Source organism: Flagellimonas algicida (assembly GCF_049629585.1).
Classification (GTDB): domain Bacteria; phylum Bacteroidota; class Bacteroidia; order Flavobacteriales; family Flavobacteriaceae; genus Flagellimonas.
This window is the reverse complement of sequence record NZ_JBMYIX010000002.1, coordinates 186,558-208,679: the sequence shown is the minus strand read 5'-3', so window position 1 is coordinate 208,679 and position 22,122 is coordinate 186,558. Positions and strand designations below refer to the sequence as shown.

Genomic DNA, 22,122 nt, shown 5'->3' with positions numbered 1-22,122 from the left:
TCTAAAAATAGGTTTTGATAAATAAAAATGTATTTTTGAAAAAATTTTTTTGCATGACCCGTTCCGAAGAGAACTATCTCAAGATTATCTTTCATCTAGGAGGTAGCGATTCTATCCCCATCACCACCAATGCCATTGCCGAACAGATGGAGACCAAACCCTCATCGGTCACCGACATGGCCAAGAAATTGGCGGAAAAGGGACTGGTGAACTACAAAAGGTATCAAGGGGTTTCGCTGACGGATCAGGGAACAAAAACGGCACTTTCCATCATCAGGAAGCATCGGTTATGGGAAGTTTTTTTGGTGAAGAAATTGGACTTTTCTTGGGATGAAGTCCATGAGGTGGCCGAGCAGTTGGAGCATATCAAAAGTGAAAAACTCATAGACAAGATTGATGAATTATTGGAGTTTCCAAAGTTTGACCCCCATGGTGATCCCATTCCAAGCAAAGATGGCAAGTTCATGGTGCGGGACAAACAACTTTTAAGTGAAATGCCCATCGGAGGCAAAGGAGTATGCGTTGGAGTGAAGGATTCTTCGGCACCCTTCTTAAAGTTTTTGGACAAGAATAAAATCGCTTTGGGCCATACCATCCAAATTTTGGAAAAAGAGGATTTTGATCAATCATTGCATATAGCCATGGAAGGCAGGGAGCTGCGCATTTCACATCAGATCGCATCCAATCTTTATGTTAAAAAGAACGAATAATGGAACAAGTAATTACCTATTTTGAAAGTATTGACCCTATTTTGGCCGCTTTGTACGCCACCTTGTTCACCTGGGGACTGACCGCCCTAGGTGCAGGCTTGGTTTTCTTTTTTAAAAATGCCAACCGTGCCGTATTGGATGGGATGTTGGGATTTACGGGAGGAGTTATGGTTGCTGCCAGTTTTTGGAGTTTGTTGGCGCCCGGCATTGAAATGAGCGAGGGTGAAGGCTTTGTAAAGGTGATTCCCGCTGCTGTTGGATTTCTACTTGGGGCCGCATTCATTTTTGGTTTGGATAAGATCTTGCCGCACCTCCACATCAATTTTAAGATGAGCGAGGCCGAAGGGGTAAAAACTCCTTGGCACAGAACCACCTTGCTAACCTTGGCCATAACCTTGCACAATATTCCAGAGGGTTTGGCCGTAGGGGTACTTTTTGGTGGAGTGGCCGCAGGTTTTGATGGCGCTACCATTGGAGGTGCGGTGGCCTTGGCTTTGGGAATTGGACTGCAGAATTTCCCGGAAGGTTTTGCGGTGGCCATGCCCTTACGCCGACACGGTCTTAGCCGACGAAAAAGTTGGATGTATGGACAGGCATCCGCCATAGTGGAGCCCATTGCAGGGGTGTTGGGAGCTTGGGCCGTTTTAACCTTTGAGCCAATTTTACCCTATGCGCTTTCCTTTGCTGCTGGAGCGATGATCTTTGTGGTGGTCGAGGAGGTTATCCCAGAGACCCAACAGGATAAATACACCGATATCGCCACAATGGGCTTTATCGGCGGATTTATCATTATGATGACTTTGGATGTTGGGTTGGGTTAAAACTAGTTCCCAAACAGGTCATAGACCCCCTTCACCAAAAATTGGTCGTTATCGTTGAGCTTTTCTTGGGAAGTTATCTCCACATGGCCTGCATAGCTATCGCCTAAAGTTACCCCAACACGTTCAAATTGAAGGTCATCCCCTTCTTTGGATATCAACTTTAGGAGATAGGAAGAACCTTCCACGTTAAAAACGGCCTCTTCAGGCAGACCCCAGGCTTTGGTGGTATCGGTCATGATTTTGGCGTCAACGAACATTCCGGGAAGGAAACCACCATCCTCTTTTTCCAAATGTCCATGGACTTTGATTGTTCGTTGGGCATCCTCAATGGAAGTCCCTACCAAATATACTTCGGCCCCAAAGGTTTCCTCGGAAGCCTCAGGAATCTTAAATTGGATTTCCTGTCCCTTTTTTATTTTCAAAATGTCCTTTTCAAAAACAGTCAGCTCCAGATGTACGTGCTCATTGTCCACAATTTCCAGGATTTCCATGGAAGGAGAGACATAACTTCCCGTTGATACGTGCATTTTGGTGATGCTCCCATCAATGGGGGAATAGATGACCGCTTCCGGGGTGATGATGCGCTGTTCCACATTTTTAGGGGAAATATTGAGCATCTGCAATTGCTTTTTAAGCCCTTCGTATTTGGCCAAAAAGGTTTCATAATTGCTCTTGGCTTCCAAATAGTTCTTTTGTGAAGCAATTTTTTCCTCAAAAAGCGTCTTGTTCCTGTCGTATTCAGCCTTTAAAAAATCAAGTTGGTTGAATACCTCAAGATATTCCTGTTGCATTTTTACAAATTCCTGGCTCTCCAAAGTAACCAAAGGTTGTCCCTTTTTTACCCGGTCACCTACCAACAACGGGGTTCTTTTTACAAAACCGCCCATAAATGCGGTGATTATGGCTTTGTTCTTGGGCGGGACATCAATCATTCCTGAAGTTTCCACCATATTGGGAAAGGTCTGTTTCTGCATATTTCCCAAGGCAAACCCACTACTATTGAACTGCTCTTGGGTTACAATAACGGTGGAAGTTTCGGTCGATTCTTCGTTGGAAGTCTCACTGCTTTTTTGATTGCCGCATCCTGCAATCAGCAGGGCTAAAAATGAGGCATAAATGAAGCTTATATTTTTCATGGTCTTATTATAATGTTATGGTCAAATAATTAATGGCGAGTACGGTTGTATTGTATTGGTTGAGGACATCCAAATGGCTCAATTGGATCTCGTAGGCATTTTCAAGGCTTTGGATGTACTGGAAGAAATCGATTTCCCCGTTCTGAAAATTTCCCATGGCAGCTTTGATGATCTGTTCCGAAAGTTGCTGCCCTTCATTTTCATAGTACACCAGTTCCTTGGACTGCTGTTCCAATTGATTTAAAAGGCCTTGATAGGTCTGGTTGGCGGCAATGGTAACCTGTTGGTTTTCCAATTCCGTGATCTGTGCATTGATCTTGGAAGATTTCAACCTGCTGCTATGCCCAAAAAAAAGAATGGGGATTTTTAGACCCAATTGTATTCCGTAGAGCGATGTTCCCAGCCCATTGTTGGTGCCTTGGAAATACTCTAGGCTAAGATCGGGGAGTAATCGGTTTCCCTCCAATTGTTTTTCCGCATTGCTCCTGTTTTGAAGAGATTCCAAAAAGGTGGTTTCCGTTTCCATTAACCCCACGGGGTTGACCACAGTCAGCTTTTCAGGTTTCTCCAACTTGATGTCCAAGGTATCATTGCTCTGTACCAAACTGATAATCTCCGTATAGGTGGTTCCCAGTTCCTGTTGTATTTTGGAATAGGTATTGGTGACCTGACGAAGTTTGGCCTGGGCCGTTACCTTTTCCAAATAATTGGTCTCGCCCAATTCAAAACGCCTGTTGGCCGCGTGGGAAAACTGGGAGTAAATGCTGTCCAAGGTTTTGTACAATAGTGCTTTTTGGTGCAAGGTTTGGTACTTGTAATACACGGTACTCAAGGATTTGAACAGTTCCTTTTTTCGGATTTCAAGCGCTGATTTCTGAACTTCGTACTGTGCATTTTGGAGTTTGTTTTTGGCCCCGTACACGGTCGGAAACTCAAATTGTTGCTGTACCCCGAATACTTTTAAGGGTTCATTGTTCAAGGCCAGGTTGTTTTCATCATATTGATAGTACACCTCGGTCTTGTCAAACTGGAACGCCGTTCCCTTCAGGGCATCTGCCCTGTCTACCTGTAGCGCATTGGCCTGGATACCTTTATTGTTTTCCAAGGAAAGGGACATGAGGTCTTCCAAGCCCAATTGCTCTTGTGAAAATCCAAGAAATGGCAAGGAAAAGGCTATCAGCAATAAGGTGTTTTTGGACATTTTTTTTCTTTTTCTGGTTTTTCCAAAATGAACATTATGTGAATAAGCATAGAGTACAGGGAGTACCACCAAAGTCAACAGGGTCGCCGTGACCAATCCTCCAATGACCACAGTAGCCAAGGGGCGTTGTACCTCGGCCCCGGCATTGGTGGAAACTGCCATAGGCAAGAAGCCTAGCGCTGCAGCGGATGCCGTCAACAGTACAGCCCGCAATCGGTCTTTGGTGCCTTGCTTGATCAAGTTTTCCAAGGAATCAAAATCAGAACCCTTAAGCTCTTTAAAATGCTCTATGAGCACAATTCCATTGAGCACCGCAATACCAAAAAGAGCAATAAAGCCAACCCCGGCCGAGATGCTGAACGGCATGTCCCTTAACCAAAGAAGCAAAACCCCACCCACTGCGGAAAGGGGAATGGCAGTAAACACCAACAAGGCTTCCTTTACCGATTTAAAGGCAAAGTAGAGCATTATAAAAATGAGCAATAGGGCAATGGGCACGGCAATTAACAATCGGGCCTTGGCATTTTGCAGGTTTTCAAACTGTCCACCATAGGTGATGGTGTACCCTACTGGAAGTTTCAGATGTGCATTTACCAATTCCTGCACATCGTCCACCACGGATTGGAGGTCGCGATTCCGAACATTGATGCCCACCACGATACGTCTTCGGGTATCATCCCTTGAGATTTTTGCGGCTCCTTTTTGATAGGTGATTTCCGCCAATTCGCTGAGGGGAATCTTTCCTCCCGAAGGGATGTCAACATACAGGTTTTTTAAGTTGGAAATGTCTTTTCTGTTCTCAGAATTCAATCGTACGGCAAGGTCAAACTGTCGTTCTCCTTCAAAAACACTTCCCACTACCTTTCCGGCAAATCCCATGGAGACCATTTCGTTAAGGTCGGCAATATTCAGTCCGTGTCGGGCCACTTTTGCACGATTATAGGTAACGTTCATTTGCGGAAGGCCTTCCACTTTTTCTACAGTGATGTCCGAGGCTCCCTCCACATTTTCAATGAGCTGTCTTACCTCATTGGCTTTCTCATCAAGAATCTCAAGGTCTTCCCCAAAAATTTTGATGGCGATGTCTGCCCTGACCCCGGTGATGAGCTCATTGAAGCGCATTTCTATAGGTTGGGTGAATTCCACCTCAATGCCCGGTAGAACCGAAAGGGCCTCTTTGAATTTATCGGCCAACTCGTCCTTGGACTCGGCAGAAACCCATTCCGATTTGGGTTTTAGAACAATGATCACATCACTTTCTTCCATGGACATGGGGTCCGTAGGTACTTCGGCAGCCCCAATCCGACTCACCACCTGTTTTACCTCTGGAAAATTCTCCAAAAGGATTTGTTCCATTTTGGTAGTGGTCTCCACGGTTTTCGCCAATGAAGTTCCGGTCTTGAGTACAGGTTGGATTACAAAATCGCCTTCGTCCAGAGTGGGTACAAATTCCCCTCCCATGTTGGAAAACAAGATTACGGCACCAATGAGCAATGCACTTGCTATGGACAACACCAGTTTTTTACTTTCCATGGCCCAATCGATGATGGGCTCATATTTTTTTCTGATCCAATCCATCAAACGCGCAGAAATCCCTTTTCCAGAATTTTTAGTGGGCTTTAGGAACATGGCCGATGCAACCGGCACGTAGGTAAAGCACAATATTATGGCACCAAGAAGGGCAAAACTGAAGGTCATGGCCATGGGCTTGAACATTTTTCCTTCTACCCCGCTCAAGGACAGTATGGGAATAAAGACAATTAAAATGATAAGCTGCCCAAAAACAGCGGAATTCATCATTTTGGTGGCACCCTTTAGGGTGATGTCGTCTTTAACATCCTGACTTTGTTCCTTATCAAGGGCGTTCAGTTCAGAGTGCTTGGCCGTAATTTGAAAGGCGATATACTCCACGATGATAACGGCCCCGTCTATAATGATTCCAAAATCTATCGCTCCTAAACTCAGCAGGTTGGCATCGACCCCAAAAATATACATCAAAGTGAGGGCAAAGAGCAGACATAAAGGGATTACAGAGGCTACGACCAATCCTGAACGCCAATTGCCCAAGAGGAGTACCACCACAAAAATGACGATCAAACAGCCCAATACCAGATTTTCGGTCACAGTAAAGGTGGTTCGACCAATGAGCTCACTACGATCCAAAAAAGGATTGATGTAAACTCCTTCGGGCAGTGACTTTGAAATTTCGGCCACCCGTTCCTTTACGGCATCAATGACCTTTTTGGAGTTGGCATCCTTGAGCATCATAATCTGGCCCAGAACTTTTTCCCCTTCGCCGTTGCCTGTAATGGCCCCAAAACGGGGAGCACTTCCATAACCTACTTGGGCGATGTCGCGAACATAAATGGGAGTGCCGTTTCTTCTGGCCACCACAATGTCTTCGATGTCCCGTAAATTTTCAACCAAGCCTTCCCCTCTGATGAAATAGGCCTGATTGACTTTTTCGATATATCCACCACCGGAAACACTGTTGTTCATTTCCAAAGCGGTAAAAACTTCCTTGGCTGAAATGTTCAGGGCATTGAGCTTTTGGGTCTCAATGGCTACTTCATATTGTTTCAGATAACCGCCCCAGGTATTCACTTCCACCACACCTGGTATACCGGAAAGCTGCCGCTTAACCACCCAATCCTGAATGGTCCGCAATTGAGTGGGGGTGTATTGATCCTTGTAGGCGGGTTCCACATCCAAGGTGTATTGGTAGATTTCTCCCAAACCTGTGGTAATGGGCCCCATTTCCGGGGTGCCAAAGCCCTCCGGGATTCGTTTGGAGGCCGATATGATTTTTTCGGCAATCAATTGTCTGGGGAGATAGGTTCCCATATCATCCTCAAAAACAATGGTAACCACCGAGATTCCAAATTTTGAGATGGAACGGATTTCCTTGACCCCGGGAAGGTTGGCCATTTCCAGTTCAATGGGGTAGGTTATGAACTGTTCCATATCCTGTGTGGAAAGGCTGGTTGAGGTGGTAATGACCTGAACTTGATTGTTGGTGACGTCTGGTACAGCACCTATGGGAATCTTGGACAAAGAAAACAGGCCAAGTCCAATAATAAATAAAGTAAAGAGCAGAACAATGAATTTGTTCTTAATGCTAAAGTTTATGATGTTTGAAAACATGATTCATAGAAATAGATAGCGTTACAGATTTGATAAAGCTTCCGAAAAAGTGTCCAGCGTGGCTGGAGAGACTATGAATTATGCCTGTTTTGGGGGCTGAAAAGGCCCATCTCCCCAAATAGTGGAGTAGGACATTTGGTAGTGAAAATTATCTGAAGTGGCAACGGGGACTTCCGAGCGGGATTCCAAAATGGGTTTGTGGTCTTCCACAAAAACCAAAAGTTGGGAACATTGTGTTTGATGTTGAAAAGGAAGTTCTTCATGTTCCTGTTGTTCTTCCTGATGCTGTTGACTGTGAGTGTTTTTCTGCGCCCCGTAATGTTTGGAGATGAAAATCAAGAAGTTGTCGCCATATTCATCACTGTGAAACTGATAGTGTTCAACAAGTTCATCCAACTCCACCAAATCATTAAAGTGGAGGTTGATGCTCTGCATAAAAATGAGCGAAGAGAGTGATATGGCAAATAGCCTTAACATACAGCGCCCTAAAAATACGACTTTTTACAAGGTTGATATACTGCCAGTTGTTAATTTAGACTTAATCTCATTTAAGTTCAAGCCATTGCATCTTATGGCAATTTGACCATGGATGCCCCATTTTTTTGCAATGCTGCGTTTATTTTGGGCAATTGCTTTTTTAGAGTTTCGTTCAGTTTTGCCATATGAACATCCAATTCTTTTGAGAGCTCATCAAAAACTTTATAAGCCCCATCAGTGGGCCTTGCATCCCCGGTTTCGATGCTTCGCTGCAAGGCGTTGAATCGGTTGTTCAGTTTTATGGGAAAATTCAAGGGATCTTGCCCGGAACGGTTCTTTACCTGATAAAGGTCCTCTTCAATCTCCGTCAATGTAACCAGAAATGCCTTGGCTTGTTTTTGGAAGGATTTGCTGGAAACGGTTTTGCCCAGACTATCCAGTTGTTTTCTGATGTTTCGGATTTGTATAACCGCTTCATTGGCGATACTGGCCTTTTGTGTGATTTTTGAGGCCAATTGAAATTGCTCTTGCAAATCTTCTGCTGTGATTCCTTTTAGATTGGGGTCCATGGTAATTTTGAACGGAGCGGTCTGTACTACTTCCTCTCCAATTTTCATTCTAACGGTATAGTCTCCCAAAGGAGCTTTGGGCCCTCTGTCCGCAGCGGCGCCCCAAATAATAATACCATCAAAGGTGGTGGGTCCGGGATATCTGAGATTCCAGGAAAAACTGTTCAGCCCTTTGGCGGTAGTGGGTTTTGTGCTGGCACTGCCACCCCACCAAGAGGTACTTTTTTTCTCTTCGTATTTGGGTTGATTTCCTCCAAAGGAATCGATTAAGGCATTGTTGCGGTCCAAAATTTCAAAAGTGATGGTATCCACCTCTTCTTGCAGGTAATATTGGAACGTGGCATCATAAATTCCCCGAATGGCATCCGTAGGCTTAAAAAGTGCTTGTTTTTTAGCGATCAATTCGTTGGAGTATTCACGGAAAGGTTGAATATCATCCAAAATCCAAAATCCTCTTCCGTGGGAACCCAAGACCACATCGTTGTCTTTAATGACCAAATCACGGATAGGGGTATCGGGCAAGTTCAGTTGAAGCGATTGCCATTGTGCCCCATCATTGATGGAAAAATACACCCCATGTTCCGTGGCCAAGAACAGCAGGCCTTCTTTTTGGTGGTCTTCGCGAATGGCCCGTGCAAAATGCCCAGGGGCGATTCCATTGATGATTTTGGTCCATGTTTTTCCGTAGTCATGGGTTTTAAAAACATAGGGTTCACGGTCATCCACTTGATATCGGTTGGCCGCCACATACAGGGTGCCAGGGTTATGGATAGACTCATCAATGATGCTCACCCTTGAAAATTTGGGCAGTTCAGTGGGGGTGATATCCGTCCAGTTTTTTCCGCCATCACGGGTGATGTGGATTTTTCCATCGTCCGATCCCGCCCAAATGGTATTGATGTCATGATGGGAAGGCGCCAAGGCAAATACAGTGGCATAGATTTCAGGGCCGTTCATGTCCATGGTAATGACCCCTCCTGTTTTACCCAAGGTCTCTGGGTCTGCATAGGTAAGGTCCGGGCTGATTTTTTCCCAAGTTTGTCCATCATTGGTGGTTTTCCAGACATGTTGGGAGCAGGTATACATCACATTGGAATCCTTAGGAGCAAACATAATGGGGAATGTCCATTGCCAACGCTCGGGAAGGGCACTGGCCGGTTCCCCGGAAAAGAATCGGGGATACACCTGAATGTCCCTGGTCTGACCGTTGCTGCGGTCGTATCGGGTGAGCAAGGCACCTTGGCTTCCTGCGTAAAAAACATCAGGATTTGTAGGACTTTGGGTAATCCATCCACTTTCACCACCACCCACGGCATAATACCATCCATGGTTGGCACCCATTCTAGCTTGCATAAAATCCCATCCATCGCTGGGCATGGCCAAAGTGGTATTGTCTTGTTGCGCCCCTACCACATGATAGGGAACATCACTGGTGGCCATCACATGATAGAACTGTGAGGTGGGAAAATCCTGTTCGGTCCAAGTTTTTCCACCATTGATGCTGACATTGCCGCCACCATCATTGGAACTGATCATTCGCTCTGGATTATTGGGGTCGATCCACAGATCATGGTTGTCGCCATGGGGCACTTCAATTTCAATGTCGAATGTCTTTCCGCCGTCGGTGGATTTAAAGAAATCCACATTCAACCCGTAGACCACATCCTTGTCCTTAGGGTCGGCATAAATTCGTGAATAATAAAAAGCCCTCTGTCTTAGCTTACGTTCGTTATTGGTGAGTTCCCAAGTCTTTCCAGCATCATCGGATCGAAATACACCACCTTCGTTGGCCTCAACAACGGCCCAAACCCTATTGGAATCGACAGGGGAAACCGTCACCCCAATTTTACCGATAGGACCTTTGGGCATTCCTGGATTTTTGGTGAGGTCGGTCCAAGTTTCTCCGCCATCCGTGGATTTCCACAATTTGCAATCCGGGCCGCCACCCCACATTTTCCAAGCTTTGCGGTATACTTGCCAGGTGCTGGCGTATAGCGTGTTCGGGTTGTTTCTATCAATGATCAAGTCGGCGGCTCCGGCCTTTTCACTGACATATAGTACTTTTTTCCAAGTCTCCCCACCATCTGTGCTTTTGAACACTCCACGTTCCTCATTGTCTCCATAAGGGTGGCCCAGTGCGGCCACATAAACAATATTCTCGTTGGTGGGGTGTACGCGTATTCTGGAAATGGCCTGGGTTTCCTCTAGTCCCAAATGGGACCATGTTTTTCCACCATCCTTGGTTTTGTAGACGCCATCCCCTTGGGTGATGCTGCCTCGGAGTTGGGTTTCTCCCATGCCGATATAAACCACATCAGGATTGGTCTCCGCAACGGCCACAGCTCCAACGGAAGAACTGGTCACTTGACCATCGGTAACGCAGGACCATGTGTTTCCACCATCAATGGTTTTCCATAAACCACCTCCGGTAGCACCAAAATAGTACTCGTTGGGTCGGGTGGGACTTCCGGCGCATCCCAACGATCTCCCCCCTCTGTCGGGACCAATGTTTCGCCATTTGAACCCACTGTAAAAGCTGGTGTCAACGGCCATGTTTTGTGCTTGAATAAAAAAAGAGGGGATCAAAAGGGCAAAAAACAGCCCTATACGCAAGGAGGTTGGTTGCATTTTCATAGTGTCAGTTCTGGAGTTGATACATTAGTCGTATCCTAATGTACTGAATCTTTTTGAATCACTCATGGAGTTGGTTTCCAAAAGGATGTGTCACAAATTCTCCAGAATCAACCCGTAGTCGTACTGTAAATCCTCGTGGAGGGTTGGCAATTTTTTCTTGATGTATTCCAACTGCCTTTGGTACAAATTGTGCAAGGCGGTGTTGCGATGGATGGAAGGTGTGAAGGAGTTCAATTTTTCGCAAAAGTAGAGGAGGAGCTCAACTTCGGTCTCTTTCTTGTTGGAATAGCGACTATATTTTTTGATGGTCCGCAAGATTTTACGGATACTTTTTTTGATGTAGAAAAAGCTCTTGGTATTGATTTCCCCAAACAATTCATCCACCTCTAGTTTGATGGATTCCACATACCCACTTTCGTTCTCGGCCTCGAACAAAAGATAGGTGAGCAGTTCTTTATTTTCCTTTTTGAAACGGGCCAATCGAAGGCAGAGTTGTAACACTTCGTCCTGAGATCTATGTTGGAGTTCCTTTTTTAATTGGGCAATGGTAGATGCTTTCATAGGCTCAACTTCTAAGGTAGGATGCCCCGTTTACATCGATAATGGTTCCGGAGGAATAAGCGGCACCCTCCGATGCCAAAAATAAAATGGCGTGCGCCACCTCCTCGGGGCGGGCCATTCGTTTAAATGGGGATTCGCGCAGCAAATTTTCCCTCTCCTCAGGGGTAAGGGTCTTGGCAGCCATTTCGGTTTCGGTAAACCCCGGGGCCACCACGCCAACATAAATGTTGTGGGGCGCCAACTTCTTGGCCAGGGATTGGCTCATGGCATTCAAAGCGGCCTTGCTGGCCCCATAGGCCGGTTTGGTGGGTTCGCCCCTAAAGGCGCCCCGAGAAGAAACATTCACGATATGGCCTCCGCCAGATTTCATCATGGATTGGGCTGCCCAGTAACAAAGATTGGCCGCAGCAAAAAGATTGGTTTCAAACGTTTTTTCCCAAGCATGGGTCCAGTGGTCAAAATCCACTTGGTCTATCTCATGAAAAATGGAAATCCCTGCGTTATTTACCAACACATCTAAATGGCCATACGCTTTTACAAAGTCCTCGATCAAGGCTTGGGTTTCCCCTTTTTGGGATATGTCTCGCTTAAAGAGTTGATGGCCTTCGCCGGGCAATTCCTTTAAAGTGTATTCGGCCGCTTCATCGTTACTTCTGTAATTGAGGCCCACATTGGCTCCGTTTTGGGCAAAGGCAAGGGCCGCTGCCCTTCCAATTCCTCGGGATGCACCAGTGATTAATACGTTCTTGCCTGTGAAATTGTTTGCTTGCATTTGAATATCAATTAAATACCGCTATGATGTGTAATAAAAAGGGGTGCTTCTTAAGCATTGACCCTAAAGATAAGGAGTTGGACAGATTTAATAAGGTATTAAGACAAAGCAGATTGGTTAAATAGGAAATCCAAGTTCCAAAACAAGGGCTATGGCCACATTGAATTCTCCATTGAATTGCGTTATCTTTAAAAACTTCAAAAAAGTAACGTAATGAATACATTTTTTCGTTTGTTGTTTTTGGTATGTGCCGTTCAGGTTACCATGGCCCAAAAACAAAACTTTTCCTATCTCGATATTTTTGACCTTCAATATGTGTCCGATCCACAAATCTCCCCAAATGGGGAATGGGTAGTATACCGCCGCATGGGCTTGGATATTATGAAAGATGCAACTACGGGCAACCTTTGGTTGATCAAGGCAGATGGAAGCCAAAACCAAAAGCTCACCTCTCGCGAAGTGAACGAAAGTAGTCCCCGATGGTCTCCCAGTGGGGACCGTATTGTCTTTGCGAGCAGTACCGACGAGGGTTCCGAAATCTATATGTATTGGGTTGCTTCGGGAAGAGTGGCCAAGCTTACGCAATTGCCTTTTAGTCCCAGTTCATTGACCTGGTCGCCCGATGGAAAACAATTGGCCTTTTCCATGAATGTGCCCCAAGCTCCTCCTGTCATTGCCAAGATTCCAGCCAAGCCCAAAGGGGCTAAATGGCAGGATACGCCGCGGATTACGGATCGGGTTTACCACGAAGCAGATGGCAGAGGCTATATCGCACCGGGCTTCAACCATATTTTTACCATTCCCGCCAATGGAGGTGCGCCCCGTCAGATTACTTCTGGGGATTGGCACCACAGAGGAAACCTTTCATGGGGTAAGGAGGGGTCCAAGATTTATTTTTCGGCCAATAGGGTAGACGATTGGGAGTACCGTTTTCGAAATAGTGAAATCTATTCGGTGGATGTGGAAACGGGCAAGATAGTCGCCTTGACCGACCGTGATGGTCCAGACCATGATCCCCAAGTATCCCCAGATGGAAAGCACATTGCCTATGTGGGGTATGAGGACAAGATACAGACCTATCAAGTCCGAAAATTGCACATCATGGATATGGATGGGAGAAACAAAAGGGTTGTTTCTGAGGATTTCGACCGATCTATCGCGGATATCCAATGGAATGCCAAAGGCGATGGAGTTTATGTGTATTATGATGACAAGGGAAATGGAAAGGTTGGTCTGATTTCCCTTAATGGAAAAATGACCAAGCTGGTGGACAATGTGGGAGGAACCACCTTAGGTCGGCCTTATTCCGGGGGGTCATACAGTGTTTCCAACAACGGGACTATAGCCTATACCCAAACCCGGCCAGAATATCCATCGGATTTGGCCATTCTGGGACCAAAAACAAAGAACCCTATCCGGGTTACCCGTTTAAATGATGCCCTGCTCAACTACCGGGAGCTAGGAAGGGTAGAGGAGGTCTGGTACAAATCGTCCGTGGATGGGCGCGACATTCAAGGATGGGTGGTGTATCCCCCAAATTATGACTCAAGCAAAAAATACCCTTTCATGGTGGAGAACCATGGTGGGCCCATTGCCAATTATGGAGACCGTTTTTCCACTGAAATGCAGTTGTTCGCGGCTGCTGGCTATGTGGTTTTTTATCCCAATCCAAGAGGAAGTACGAGCTACGGTGAGGAGTTTGGAAACTTACTGTACAACAATTACCCTGGGGACGACTACCATGATGTGATGGATGGGGTGGATCACTGCATCCAAAAGGGCATTGCCCATGAAGACCAGCTTTTTGTGACTGGGGGAAGTGCAGGAGGAATCATGTCGGCATGGATGATTGGCAAGAACAATCGATTTGAGGCCGCTGCGGTGATAAAGCCCGTGATGAACTGGATCAGCAAAACCCTTACGGCTGACAACTATTTTTATTATGCCGAGAATCGGTACCCTGGGCAACCCTGGGAAAATTTTGAGGGTTATTGGAAATTTTCGCCTATTTCCCTCGTTGGAAATGTACAGACCCCTACCATGGTCATGGTGGGGATGGAAGACTTAAGAACGCCACCCAGTGAGGCCAAACAACTGTACCACGCGCTTAAACTGCGCAAGATCGAGACCGTCTTGGTCGAGGTTCCCGGCGCAAGCCATGGCATTGCTGGAAAGCCAAGTAATCTCATGACCAAGGTAGCCCATATTGTGGCTTGGTTTGACAAGTACAGAACGGATAAAAAGGATGAATAGGAAAAAAAGACATTGGCTTTGGAACATATTGATTGTTCTTACCTTGGTGGCCTGTACCCTTGCCTTTGTGGCCCATTACAAGAATTGGCAGAAAATCGAGGAGGGGGAGTTCAGCATTTTTTCAGGGATTTATCGCCAGAAAATCCCCCTTGCGGACATGGACAGCATTATGCTGGTGGATAAATTGCCGGAGATGGAACGTTCTTCCGGCTTTTCATGGATGGCAAAGGAGAAAGGGGTGTTCAAGGATTCCATTACCCAAACCAAGGTCTATGTGTTTGTGGATGACTTAAGACAGCAAAAGATCAGATTGGTCCACCATGATTCCCTAAAAATGTATTTCAACCTACAGGACAGTCTGGAAACCCAAAAAATATATACTATTTTGCAATCGGAATTGATGGACAACCTCAAAGAACCAAATTGATTTTTTTAATCGTACATGGTATGCAACCCAATAATTGTCCCAATTTACTATGAAACTGATTTTTTTAGTACTCGTGTTGGCCCCAATATCCCTTTTTTCGCAAAACACGATTTCGGTACACATTAAAAATGTGGATTCCACCAAAGGCCATGTGAATGTGGCGGTGTACAACTCGGATGATTCTTTTTTATCGTTTGATGACGTCCTTACAACCGAAACGGTTCCCGCCCATGAGGGGGTGGTAAGCCTGGAGATACAGGATTTGCCCATGGGGGAATACGCATTGGCCGTCTTCCATGATGAAAACGCCAACGGAAAACTGGATACCAATTGGCTGGGTATTCCAAAAGAAAAAGTGGCTTTTTCCAAGGCCAAGATGAAAGCTTTCGGACCACCAAAATACAAGGAGTGTGCCTTTAAGGTCACTTCGGATTATGAGATCAGTATTGATCTTTGACCAAAAAAACGTAAAAATGGAAACCATTTTTCTCACCCAGTTCATGGGGGCACTTTACGGATTATTGGCCGTTGTTTTTGGCGCCTTTGGCGCCCATGCCCTTAAAAAGAAATTGACCCCTGAGCTACTCCATAGTTTTGAGACAGGGGTCAAATATCAAATGTACCATGCCATTGTGCTGTTGGTTTTGGGCTTTAATCTGGGCTTTGACCAAGCTTTGGATTCGGCTATCGCCAACTGCTTTATTTTTGGCACTCTTTTGTTTTCCTTTAGCATTTATGCACTCTGTCTGAGTGCCGCTAAGGGAGAAAAGCTTAGCTTTTTGGGTCCGGTTACCCCAATTGGGGGATTACTCTTGGTTGTGGGCTGGGCCTTGCTGCTCTACAAGTTTGTCTCGCCTATATTTTAAGGGATCAGTCCACCGTGACTGGAGTGATTTCTGGATAGAACCATGGTGTATGCTGATTGGTCACCGCGGTCCATTTCCAACCCTCTTTTTCCTTATGGGCGTTCAAGGTCATCAGCCCAATCTCCTTAAAAGTGGTATCCGGGGGAATTTCCTTTTTGTACCAGAACATTTTCCAGGAATAATAGGCTATCGCATTTTGTGAATCCAATAGCCGTATTTTGGGTTTTCCTACTTCATAGTAATACGCCAAGGAGTCATTGCCCATCATCATGCCATGAAACTTTTCAAGCTCTTCCCTTCCTTCAAAATAATATCCTTGCGAATTGATCCAAGTGGCATCCTCGGCAAACCTGTCCATGGCCAAGGCCATGTCTTTTTGGATCATGGCCCTCTCCCGTTCCGCGACCATCTGGATCAGCTCCAAGGAATCTTGCTCACGGGTATTGGTAAGAGGCGCAGTTTTATTTTGACAGGACAGGGCCGTTCCACCAATCCATAGCAACCCCAAATAGAAAATCTTCATGATCTAAAGTCTCAAGTACATATTCCCGTTGATGGTGTTCAAACGAAGGCGATGGGTGGCATTGTCAAATTTGCCTTCCACTTTTTGACCTACATGCCTGTCCGTTACTTGCAGTTTCAGATTTTCATCGGCATAAATATTGCCATGGATGGTTTCTGCTACCAAACGGGAGTTTTTCATGACCAAATCTATTTCACCATTGATGGTTTTCAGGTTCATATCGCCAGCATATTTTTTGATTTCAATGTTTCCATTGATGAGGTCAGCGGTAAAATCGCCCTCAATGATTTCGGCATTCAGGTCCCCATTGATGCTACGTACCTTGAAAATGGCATTTTTGGGAACGTAGAGCACATAGTTGAACTGATAGGTTTCATTGGTGTGGTAGTAGTGTCGCTCCCCTTCCGAGCGGTTATTGTTCCACTCGTCATGTAAAGCATCAAAGACGCCCTGTGGGTCGGAGGTGATGGTAATGGAACTGTTGCCCTCATTGATGTCCAATGTATACTTGTCCAGATATTTTCCGTCTTCCGTAGTGATGTCCGCTTTGAAATACACCGAGGACTTTTCCCAAGTCTTGACTTCAATCTTATAAGCAAATTTTACGTCCAATTCTATGAATTGGTTGGCATAGGGAATGGTTTTCTCAATGACTTTTTGCGCATTGAGGGACAGGCACAGGAAGCCCATCAAGAGTAGGGTCATTACATTTTTCATGAGGATTCGTTTTTATGATGATGAATTGAATTATTGTTTTCTTAGGTAGATGTTGCCATTGGTAGACTTTAGGGAGATACTTACGCCACCATTGTTTATGGCTGCATTGAGTTTACGGCCCGAAACGGATTTAAGTCCATCCTTTTCTTCTCGTTTTAGATCAAAATTGGTATAGATGTCCCCGTTCACAGAACTTAGGGAAAGGTCTGCAGGGGTGTTTCCAGGAAGGGTGACGTCCACAGCGCCATTGGTGGAATAAATGGAAATGGGGGAATTTTGCTTAACGGTCCCAAACTCCACGGTGACTTCACCATTTAAGGTGTTGGCGGTAACAGGACCGTTCACGTCCAAAATCTCTATACTGCCATTAAGTTGGGCATCCGCTTCTATTTCGCCTGCGAAACCATCAATTTCTATGTTTCCGTTCCATGTACTCTTTACGGCCACATTTTGGTTTTTGGGCAAAAAGATTTCGGCTCCTTCGGATTTCCTTAAATTTTTTACGATCAAGGTGTTCCCGTCCTGTACCACATAAAATCCGACTTCTGTATTGTCGTTTCCACCTTCTCCCACTAAGCGGAGTCCTTTGGCACGTTCAGAAACTTGGTGTCGGTCACCGGCTTTGATCAATATCTCATTGGATGTGTACGTTCTAACGGTGATGTCTGCCTTAGATTCAATCTTCACCCATTCTATCCCGTTGAGGGATTTGGTGTAATCGTTTTGTGCATGTGTCAGGGCACTTAGGACAAGGGCCGTGAAAAGAAGTGTCATTTTTTTCATGATTTTCGTTTTTTGATGTTTATGTTATTTTGGGTAATACAGCTTTGATCTGTTCTTTGATGAAAGGCTGTGTGTCTTCTTGCTCCAACAATTTTTTCATGGGAGCGATGGCTTTTTTCTCCTGTATCTGTACCAACATCTCAATGATGCCAATCTGGATGCTTGGGTTTTTTTCCTTTCCGAGGGCCTCGATGAACACGTTCTTCACGGTATCCGATGCCGAGAATTTTGAAAGGGCCTCAAAAGCGGTAAGGCGCACATTGTCATTTTCATCATGAAGCAAACGATTGGCCAATGCCTGTATGATGGCTTCATCCGGGTGTTCAAACTCTTCAATATAATTGACGCCTTGTATGCGTTTGCTGGCGGATTGGTTTTCCATCAGGGAAAGCATGGCGGTCTGTTTCATCTGTAGGGTTTCGTCTTTTAAAGCGGTAATGTCCCCATCGACTTTCTTTTGTTGAAACAGGCTTCCCATCTGAAAAGAGGCCACCAAAAGTGCTATACTGGCCGCTACTTTGAGCAGATCAGTGGCCCAATTGGATTTTTTCTTTGGGGTCAACGGAACCACTCTTCCCAGATTCTCTTTTTCGGCTTCCAAGGCTTCCTCAAATTTGTTCCTGAGTCGATCTGTAGGTGCTTGGGCGTCTTCTTCTTCAAAAGCGTCGAACAGCGTTTGCATTTCTTCCAATTCTTTTTTACAGTTAGGGCATTGGGGTAGATGCTCCTCCACTTTTTTCCGGGTGCTTTCATCAAGAATACCATCCAAATATGCTGGAATCAAGTCCGAAATGTGATTATTCTCCATGGCTATAAACTTTCTAAATAAATTTTCTTTAACTTTTTAAGGATACGGCAGACCTTGGTCTTCATTGCTCCAGGGGTACTTCCCATGATTTCCGCCAGCTCTTCATACCGTATTTCCTTATATCGGTTTAAGATGACCAGCTCACGATCCTCAGGGTCCAACCGGTTAAGGGCTTGCTGCAATTGGGAATAATCTTCAAGATTTTCATCTCCTTCCCCATCGGATTTGTACTCAAGGACCTCCAAACCATCGTGATACTTATGGTTTCTTGAAAAGTGACTTTTAAGATTGTTCCGGGCTATGGTGAACAGCCAGGATACGAACGAGCCATTTTTATAGGAACCCCTGTACTTGATGAGCTTGTAAAAAACATCTTGGGTCAGATCCTCGCTCAACATACTATCGCCGGACATCTTGTACAAAAAATTGTACACATGTTTGTGATGTCGGTCAAAAAGGACCTTGAGCACATCCAGATTGCCTTCGGCAACCTTTTGCATCAGTATTTCATCTGAAAGCGCTTTCAATAGCTGTTTTTGGTTGTTGTTTGTCTTATATAGTCAAGAAAATGAAAAAGGTTACAGTTGGAAAGAAAAAAAGAACGGGAGGGATTATTCGATGGTTTTGATCTTGATGACACCACTGGCGCCCCTTGAGCCATATTCTGCTGTTTCAACGCCGGTCAGGGCCTCAATGCTCTCGACCATAAAGCTGTTGACCAATTGGTCAACAGACCTAAATGAGTTTCCCACAATATATCCGTTGAGAACATATAAGGGTTCGGTGACTTGTTGACCAAAGACCTGATTGGAGGCTTTAACGAAATAGGGAAGCCCGTTTCTCAAGGTAACCCCTGGTAATTGCCGGATACGCTGAAGTAGACTGATATTGCCTTTGTTCCTTTGCTCAAGCTCTTTGGCGATTTCTGGATTATAAGCTGTGCTTTTGGACCCTGAACAGCTCACCAAGGAGAAAACAAGGAACAAAACACTGAGGGTGAATAGCTGTTTCATACAGGTACAATTACCTTACAAGCTATTAATTTTTAGCGAATTAAGTCGAAGTTATCTGGAAAAATTGGACTGGGGGAATTTTATCCACAACCACAATTGTCATCTCCACAGGATTTGGAACTTTTCTTTTTGCCAAAAAGCATGGATTTGGGTAGGAAAAACTTCCAGACCAAATAGCCCACGGCAAGGGCCACGATAATGTATACCAATAATTGTTGAAGTCCCATTAGCTAAGAATTTGATAGGCCACCATGGCAACAAGGTAGGCAAATATGCTCATAAAGGTCAATTGGTATAGGGGCCACTTCCATGAATTGGTCTCACGTTTTACAATGGCCAAGGTGCTCATACATTGCATGGCGAAGGCATAAAAAAGCATGAGTGAAATTCCGGAAGCCAGATTGAAAAGGGGTTTCCCCATCGGGCCCAATTCTGCTGCCATCCGATTTTTTATAGTCTCTTCCTCATCACTGCCCACACTGTAAATGGTGGCAAGGGTGCCCACAAATACTTCACGGGCGGCAAAGGACGTCAGTACCGCAATGCCTATTTTCCAATCATAGCCCAAGGGTCTTACCAAGGGTTCAAAGGCTTTACCGGCATAGCCAATGTAGGAATGTTCCAATTTATAACTGGCAATTTCCTGGGCTTTGGCCCTTTCCATCAGGTCTTGGGTCCTGATTTGGATGGAATCTTGAACGGCTTTTGGGCTTAGGCCGTTATGGTCGGTTGCCAAAGTCTGTTCGTAACTGTTGATGTTGTTTTGGATGTAATTTTTGCTATACGTGCTAAGCCCTTCCTCCCCAATTCGGTTGTTGACAATTTGCTCGGCATCATGGAAATCTTCGGAGAAGCCATTGGACCCCAAAAACCAAAGGACGATGGAAATGGCCAGAATGATCTTTCCTGCCCCGAACACAAAGCTTTTGGTTTTCTCCAATACGGTATAGGCCACATTTTTGATAAGGGGTAGGCGATAGGTGGGCATTTCCACCATAAAAAGAGCCCTACTTTTTATCTTCAATATTTTATTCAGGACCATGGCGGAGAAAATCGCCATTCCAAAACCGATGAGGTAGAGCAACATCAAGGTCAGTGCTTGGTAACTCACACCCAAAATACTTCCTTCGGGGATAACGAGGGCGATAAGGATAAGGTACACCGGTAATCGTGCGGAACAGGTGGTAAACGGGGTCACTAAAATAGTGATGAGACGTTCCTTCCAATTTTCAATGGTTCGCGTGGCCATTACGGCAGGGATGGCACAGGCAGTTCCTGAAATAAGGGGGACCACACTTTTGCCACTCAGTCCAAACGGGCGCATCAGCCGGTCCATCAGAAACACCACCCGGCTCATGTACCCGGATTCTTCCAGCAACGAAATGAATAGGAACAAAAAGGCGATCTGTGGAATAAAGATGACAATACCGCCTATTCCGGCCAAAATCCCTTCGGCCAACAGGTCTGTGAGTACTCCGGGAGGCAAAGTGTTTTTAATCCATTCACTGGCTGCTGCAAATTGTTCATCAATAAAATCCATGGGATAGCTGCTCCAATCAAAAATGGCTTGAAAAATGAGCAGGAGAATTGCAAAAAATATCAGGTATCCAAAAACCTTATGGGTAAGTACCTTGTCTATGGAGGCTCGAAGCCCCTTGGCAGCCAAGAAATCTACCTTGTAGGTCTCTTTTAAAGCGTTATTGATGAACTGGTATCGTAATACGGTCTCTTTGTGCTGCAGTTTTTTGAGTTCATCCTTGGACTTGGTGGAAAATGAGGTGACATCCTCTATCTGCTTTTTCTCAATGGGCATAAAGTTGACATCCTGCGTGATGACCAACCATAACTTGTAGAGATCCTCATTGGGGAATGCTTTTTGCAATCTTCCAAAGTAGTCCGGGGCAATCCTTGTGGTGTCTATGTTGGGAGATGTGGACAGACTTTTGTAATCTGCAATAAGCTCCTTTAAGTGATCAATACCATTGCCTTTTCGGGTACTCACCAGCGCAATTTTGGCATCCAGTTTTTTCTCCATCGCCGCAACATCCAATGAAATCCCTTTTCTGGACATGCGATCGGCCATATTGATGACCAAGATGGCCGGAATCCTAAGGTCTTTGATTTGGGTGAAGAGCAGAAGGTTCCTTTTGAGGTTTTCCACATCGCTGATCACCACCGCGACATCGGGATAATTTTTGTCGTTCTTGTTGAGAAGGAGTTCAACAACCACGCTTTCGTCCAAGGAAGTGGTGTTGAGACTGTAAGTTCCGGGAAGATCCAAAATATGGGCCTTTACGCCCCGGGGAAGTTTACAGATACCCTCTTTCTTTTCCACGGTAATGCCCGGGTAATTGCCCACCTTTTGTTTAAGGCCCGTTAATTGGTTAAAAACAGAGGTCTTTCCTGTATTGGGATTGCCGATCAGGGCAACATTGATGTTTTTGCTCATAGGGCCTTCGTATCTTCAATAATATCCAACTCAATGCATTGGGCCAATGATCGTCTTATGGCAATGTGGCTTCCGCTAAGATTGATGTAGATGGGATCTTTCAATGGGGCAACCTGTACCAGCTCCACAATGTTTCCGGGCAAGCATCCCAATTCCAAAAGTTTTATGGGAAGGATGTGTTCCGAAAAATCTTTGATCACTCCTTTTTGCCCATGCACAAGATCCGCTACTGTAGCCACTATATTTATTTAGATTGAT

Annotated in this window: 21 protein-coding genes; 6 read left to right on the top strand and 15 right to left on the bottom strand. The window is 45.2% G+C overall.

Going from position 1 to position 22,122, the window contains the following annotated elements:
- Positions 1-53: 53 nt before the first annotated feature.
- Together ACPD8L_RS09745 and ACPD8L_RS09740 are read left to right on the top strand one after the other, a co-directional pair.
- Positions 54-710: a metal-dependent transcriptional regulator gene (locus ACPD8L_RS09745; protein WP_116216870.1), complete on the top strand. Its 657-nt coding sequence runs from the start codon at positions 54-56 to the stop codon at positions 708-710.
- Positions 710-1,531, top strand: a complete 822-nt coding sequence (locus tag ACPD8L_RS09740; protein WP_423943164.1) for a ZIP family metal transporter — start codon at positions 710-712, stop codon at positions 1,529-1,531. The genes ACPD8L_RS09745 and ACPD8L_RS09740 overlap by 1 nt, the downstream gene beginning before the upstream one ends.
- Positions 1,532-1,533: 2 nt before the next feature.
- On the opposite strand, the gene ACPD8L_RS09735 is transcribed toward ACPD8L_RS09740, so the two are convergent.
- From ACPD8L_RS09735 to ACPD8L_RS09710, 6 genes are all read right to left on the bottom strand, one after another.
- Positions 1,534-2,667: an efflux RND transporter periplasmic adaptor subunit gene (locus ACPD8L_RS09735; RefSeq protein ID WP_423943162.1), complete on the bottom strand. Its 1,134-nt coding sequence runs from the start codon at positions 2,665-2,667 to the stop codon at positions 1,534-1,536.
- Between the two features lie 7 nt (positions 2,668-2,674).
- A complete protein-coding gene (locus ACPD8L_RS09730; protein WP_423943161.1) occupies positions 2,675-7,012 on the bottom strand; it encodes a CusA/CzcA family heavy metal efflux RND transporter in 4,338 nt (1,445 codons plus the stop codon).
- 78 nt (positions 7,013-7,090) lie between these two features.
- A complete protein-coding gene (locus tag ACPD8L_RS09725) occupies positions 7,091-7,489 on the bottom strand; it encodes a hypothetical protein (RefSeq protein WP_147300814.1) in 399 nt (132 codons plus the stop codon).
- A gap of 92 nt (positions 7,490-7,581) precedes the next feature.
- A complete protein-coding gene (locus tag ACPD8L_RS09720; RefSeq protein ID WP_423943159.1) occupies positions 7,582-10,692 on the bottom strand; it encodes a WD40/YVTN/BNR-like repeat-containing protein in 3,111 nt (1,036 codons plus the stop codon).
- A 90-nt stretch (positions 10,693-10,782) separates the two neighbouring features.
- Positions 10,783-11,253 carry a hypothetical protein gene (locus ACPD8L_RS09715; RefSeq protein WP_421810534.1) on the bottom strand — a complete coding sequence of 157 codons (471 nt, stop codon included), beginning with the start codon at positions 11,251-11,253 and terminating at the stop codon, positions 10,783-10,785.
- Positions 11,254-11,257: 4 nt separating this feature from the next.
- Entirely contained in the window at positions 11,258-12,025 is a 768-nt protein-coding gene (locus ACPD8L_RS09710; protein WP_421810535.1) for an SDR family NAD(P)-dependent oxidoreductase, read from the bottom strand.
- Between the two features lie 213 nt (positions 12,026-12,238).
- On the opposite strand from ACPD8L_RS09710, the gene ACPD8L_RS09705 reads away from it, so the two are divergent.
- The 4 genes from ACPD8L_RS09705 to ACPD8L_RS09690 are packed head-to-tail and all read left to right on the top strand — an operon-like array spanning position 12,239 to position 15,571.
- Entirely contained in the window at positions 12,239-14,278 is a 2,040-nt protein-coding gene (locus ACPD8L_RS09705; protein WP_423943157.1) for a S9 family peptidase, read from the top strand.
- A complete protein-coding gene (locus ACPD8L_RS09700) occupies positions 14,271-14,705 on the top strand; it encodes a hypothetical protein (protein WP_116216879.1) in 435 nt (144 codons plus the stop codon). Before ACPD8L_RS09705 ends, ACPD8L_RS09700 begins: the two co-directional genes overlap by 8 nt.
- A 49-nt stretch (positions 14,706-14,754) precedes the next feature.
- Complete coding sequence (locus ACPD8L_RS09695) at positions 14,755-15,162, top strand: DUF2141 domain-containing protein (protein WP_421810537.1); 408 nt, start codon at positions 14,755-14,757, stop codon at positions 15,160-15,162.
- A 16-nt stretch (positions 15,163-15,178) separates the two neighbouring features.
- On the top strand, positions 15,179-15,571 hold the full coding sequence (locus tag ACPD8L_RS09690) for a DUF423 domain-containing protein (protein ID WP_421810538.1): 393 nt from the start codon (positions 15,179-15,181) through the stop codon (positions 15,569-15,571).
- Positions 15,572-15,575: 4 nt separating this feature from the next.
- Here the strand turns inward: ACPD8L_RS09690 and ACPD8L_RS09685 are convergent, their stop codons facing one another.
- The 9 genes from ACPD8L_RS09685 to ACPD8L_RS09645 form a co-directional block, all read right to left on the bottom strand.
- The gene (locus tag ACPD8L_RS09685) at positions 15,576-16,094 is read right to left on the bottom strand and encodes a DUF4440 domain-containing protein (protein WP_421810539.1); all 519 of its coding nucleotides are present in this window, start codon (positions 16,092-16,094) and stop codon (positions 15,576-15,578) included.
- Between the two features lie 3 nt (positions 16,095-16,097).
- Positions 16,098-16,811, bottom strand: coding sequence for a DUF4097 family beta strand repeat-containing protein (locus ACPD8L_RS09680; RefSeq protein WP_116216882.1), 714 nt, complete (start codon positions 16,809-16,811; stop codon positions 16,098-16,100).
- A 30-nt stretch (positions 16,812-16,841) separates the two neighbouring features.
- Entirely contained in the window at positions 16,842-17,594 is a 753-nt protein-coding gene (locus ACPD8L_RS09675) for a DUF4097 family beta strand repeat-containing protein (protein WP_293303499.1), read from the bottom strand.
- A gap of 19 nt (positions 17,595-17,613) precedes the next feature.
- Positions 17,614-18,402, bottom strand: coding sequence for a HEAT repeat domain-containing protein (locus tag ACPD8L_RS09670; protein WP_423943153.1), 789 nt, complete (start codon positions 18,400-18,402; stop codon positions 17,614-17,616).
- Positions 18,403-18,404: 2 nt separating this feature from the next.
- Positions 18,405-18,929, bottom strand: coding sequence for an RNA polymerase sigma factor (locus tag ACPD8L_RS09665; protein ID WP_423943152.1), 525 nt, complete (start codon positions 18,927-18,929; stop codon positions 18,405-18,407).
- Positions 18,930-19,013: 84 nt separating this feature from the next.
- Positions 19,014-19,415: a TonB-dependent receptor gene (locus ACPD8L_RS09660; protein WP_423943151.1), complete on the bottom strand. Its 402-nt coding sequence runs from the start codon at positions 19,413-19,415 to the stop codon at positions 19,014-19,016.
- Positions 19,416-19,495: 80 nt separating this feature from the next.
- On the bottom strand, positions 19,496-19,642 hold the full coding sequence (locus tag ACPD8L_RS09655) for a FeoB-associated Cys-rich membrane protein (protein WP_181898156.1): 147 nt from the start codon (positions 19,640-19,642) through the stop codon (positions 19,496-19,498).
- On the bottom strand, positions 19,642-21,864 hold the full coding sequence (gene feoB / locus ACPD8L_RS09650) for a ferrous iron transport protein B (RefSeq protein WP_423943149.1): 2,223 nt from the start codon (positions 21,862-21,864) through the stop codon (positions 19,642-19,644). The genes ACPD8L_RS09655 and feoB overlap by 1 nt, the downstream gene beginning before the upstream one ends.
- Entirely contained in the window at positions 21,861-22,106 is a 246-nt protein-coding gene (locus ACPD8L_RS09645) for a FeoA family protein (RefSeq protein ID WP_116216888.1), read from the bottom strand. Before ACPD8L_RS09645 ends, feoB begins: the two co-directional genes overlap by 4 nt.
- Positions 22,107-22,122: the final 16 nt, after the last annotated feature.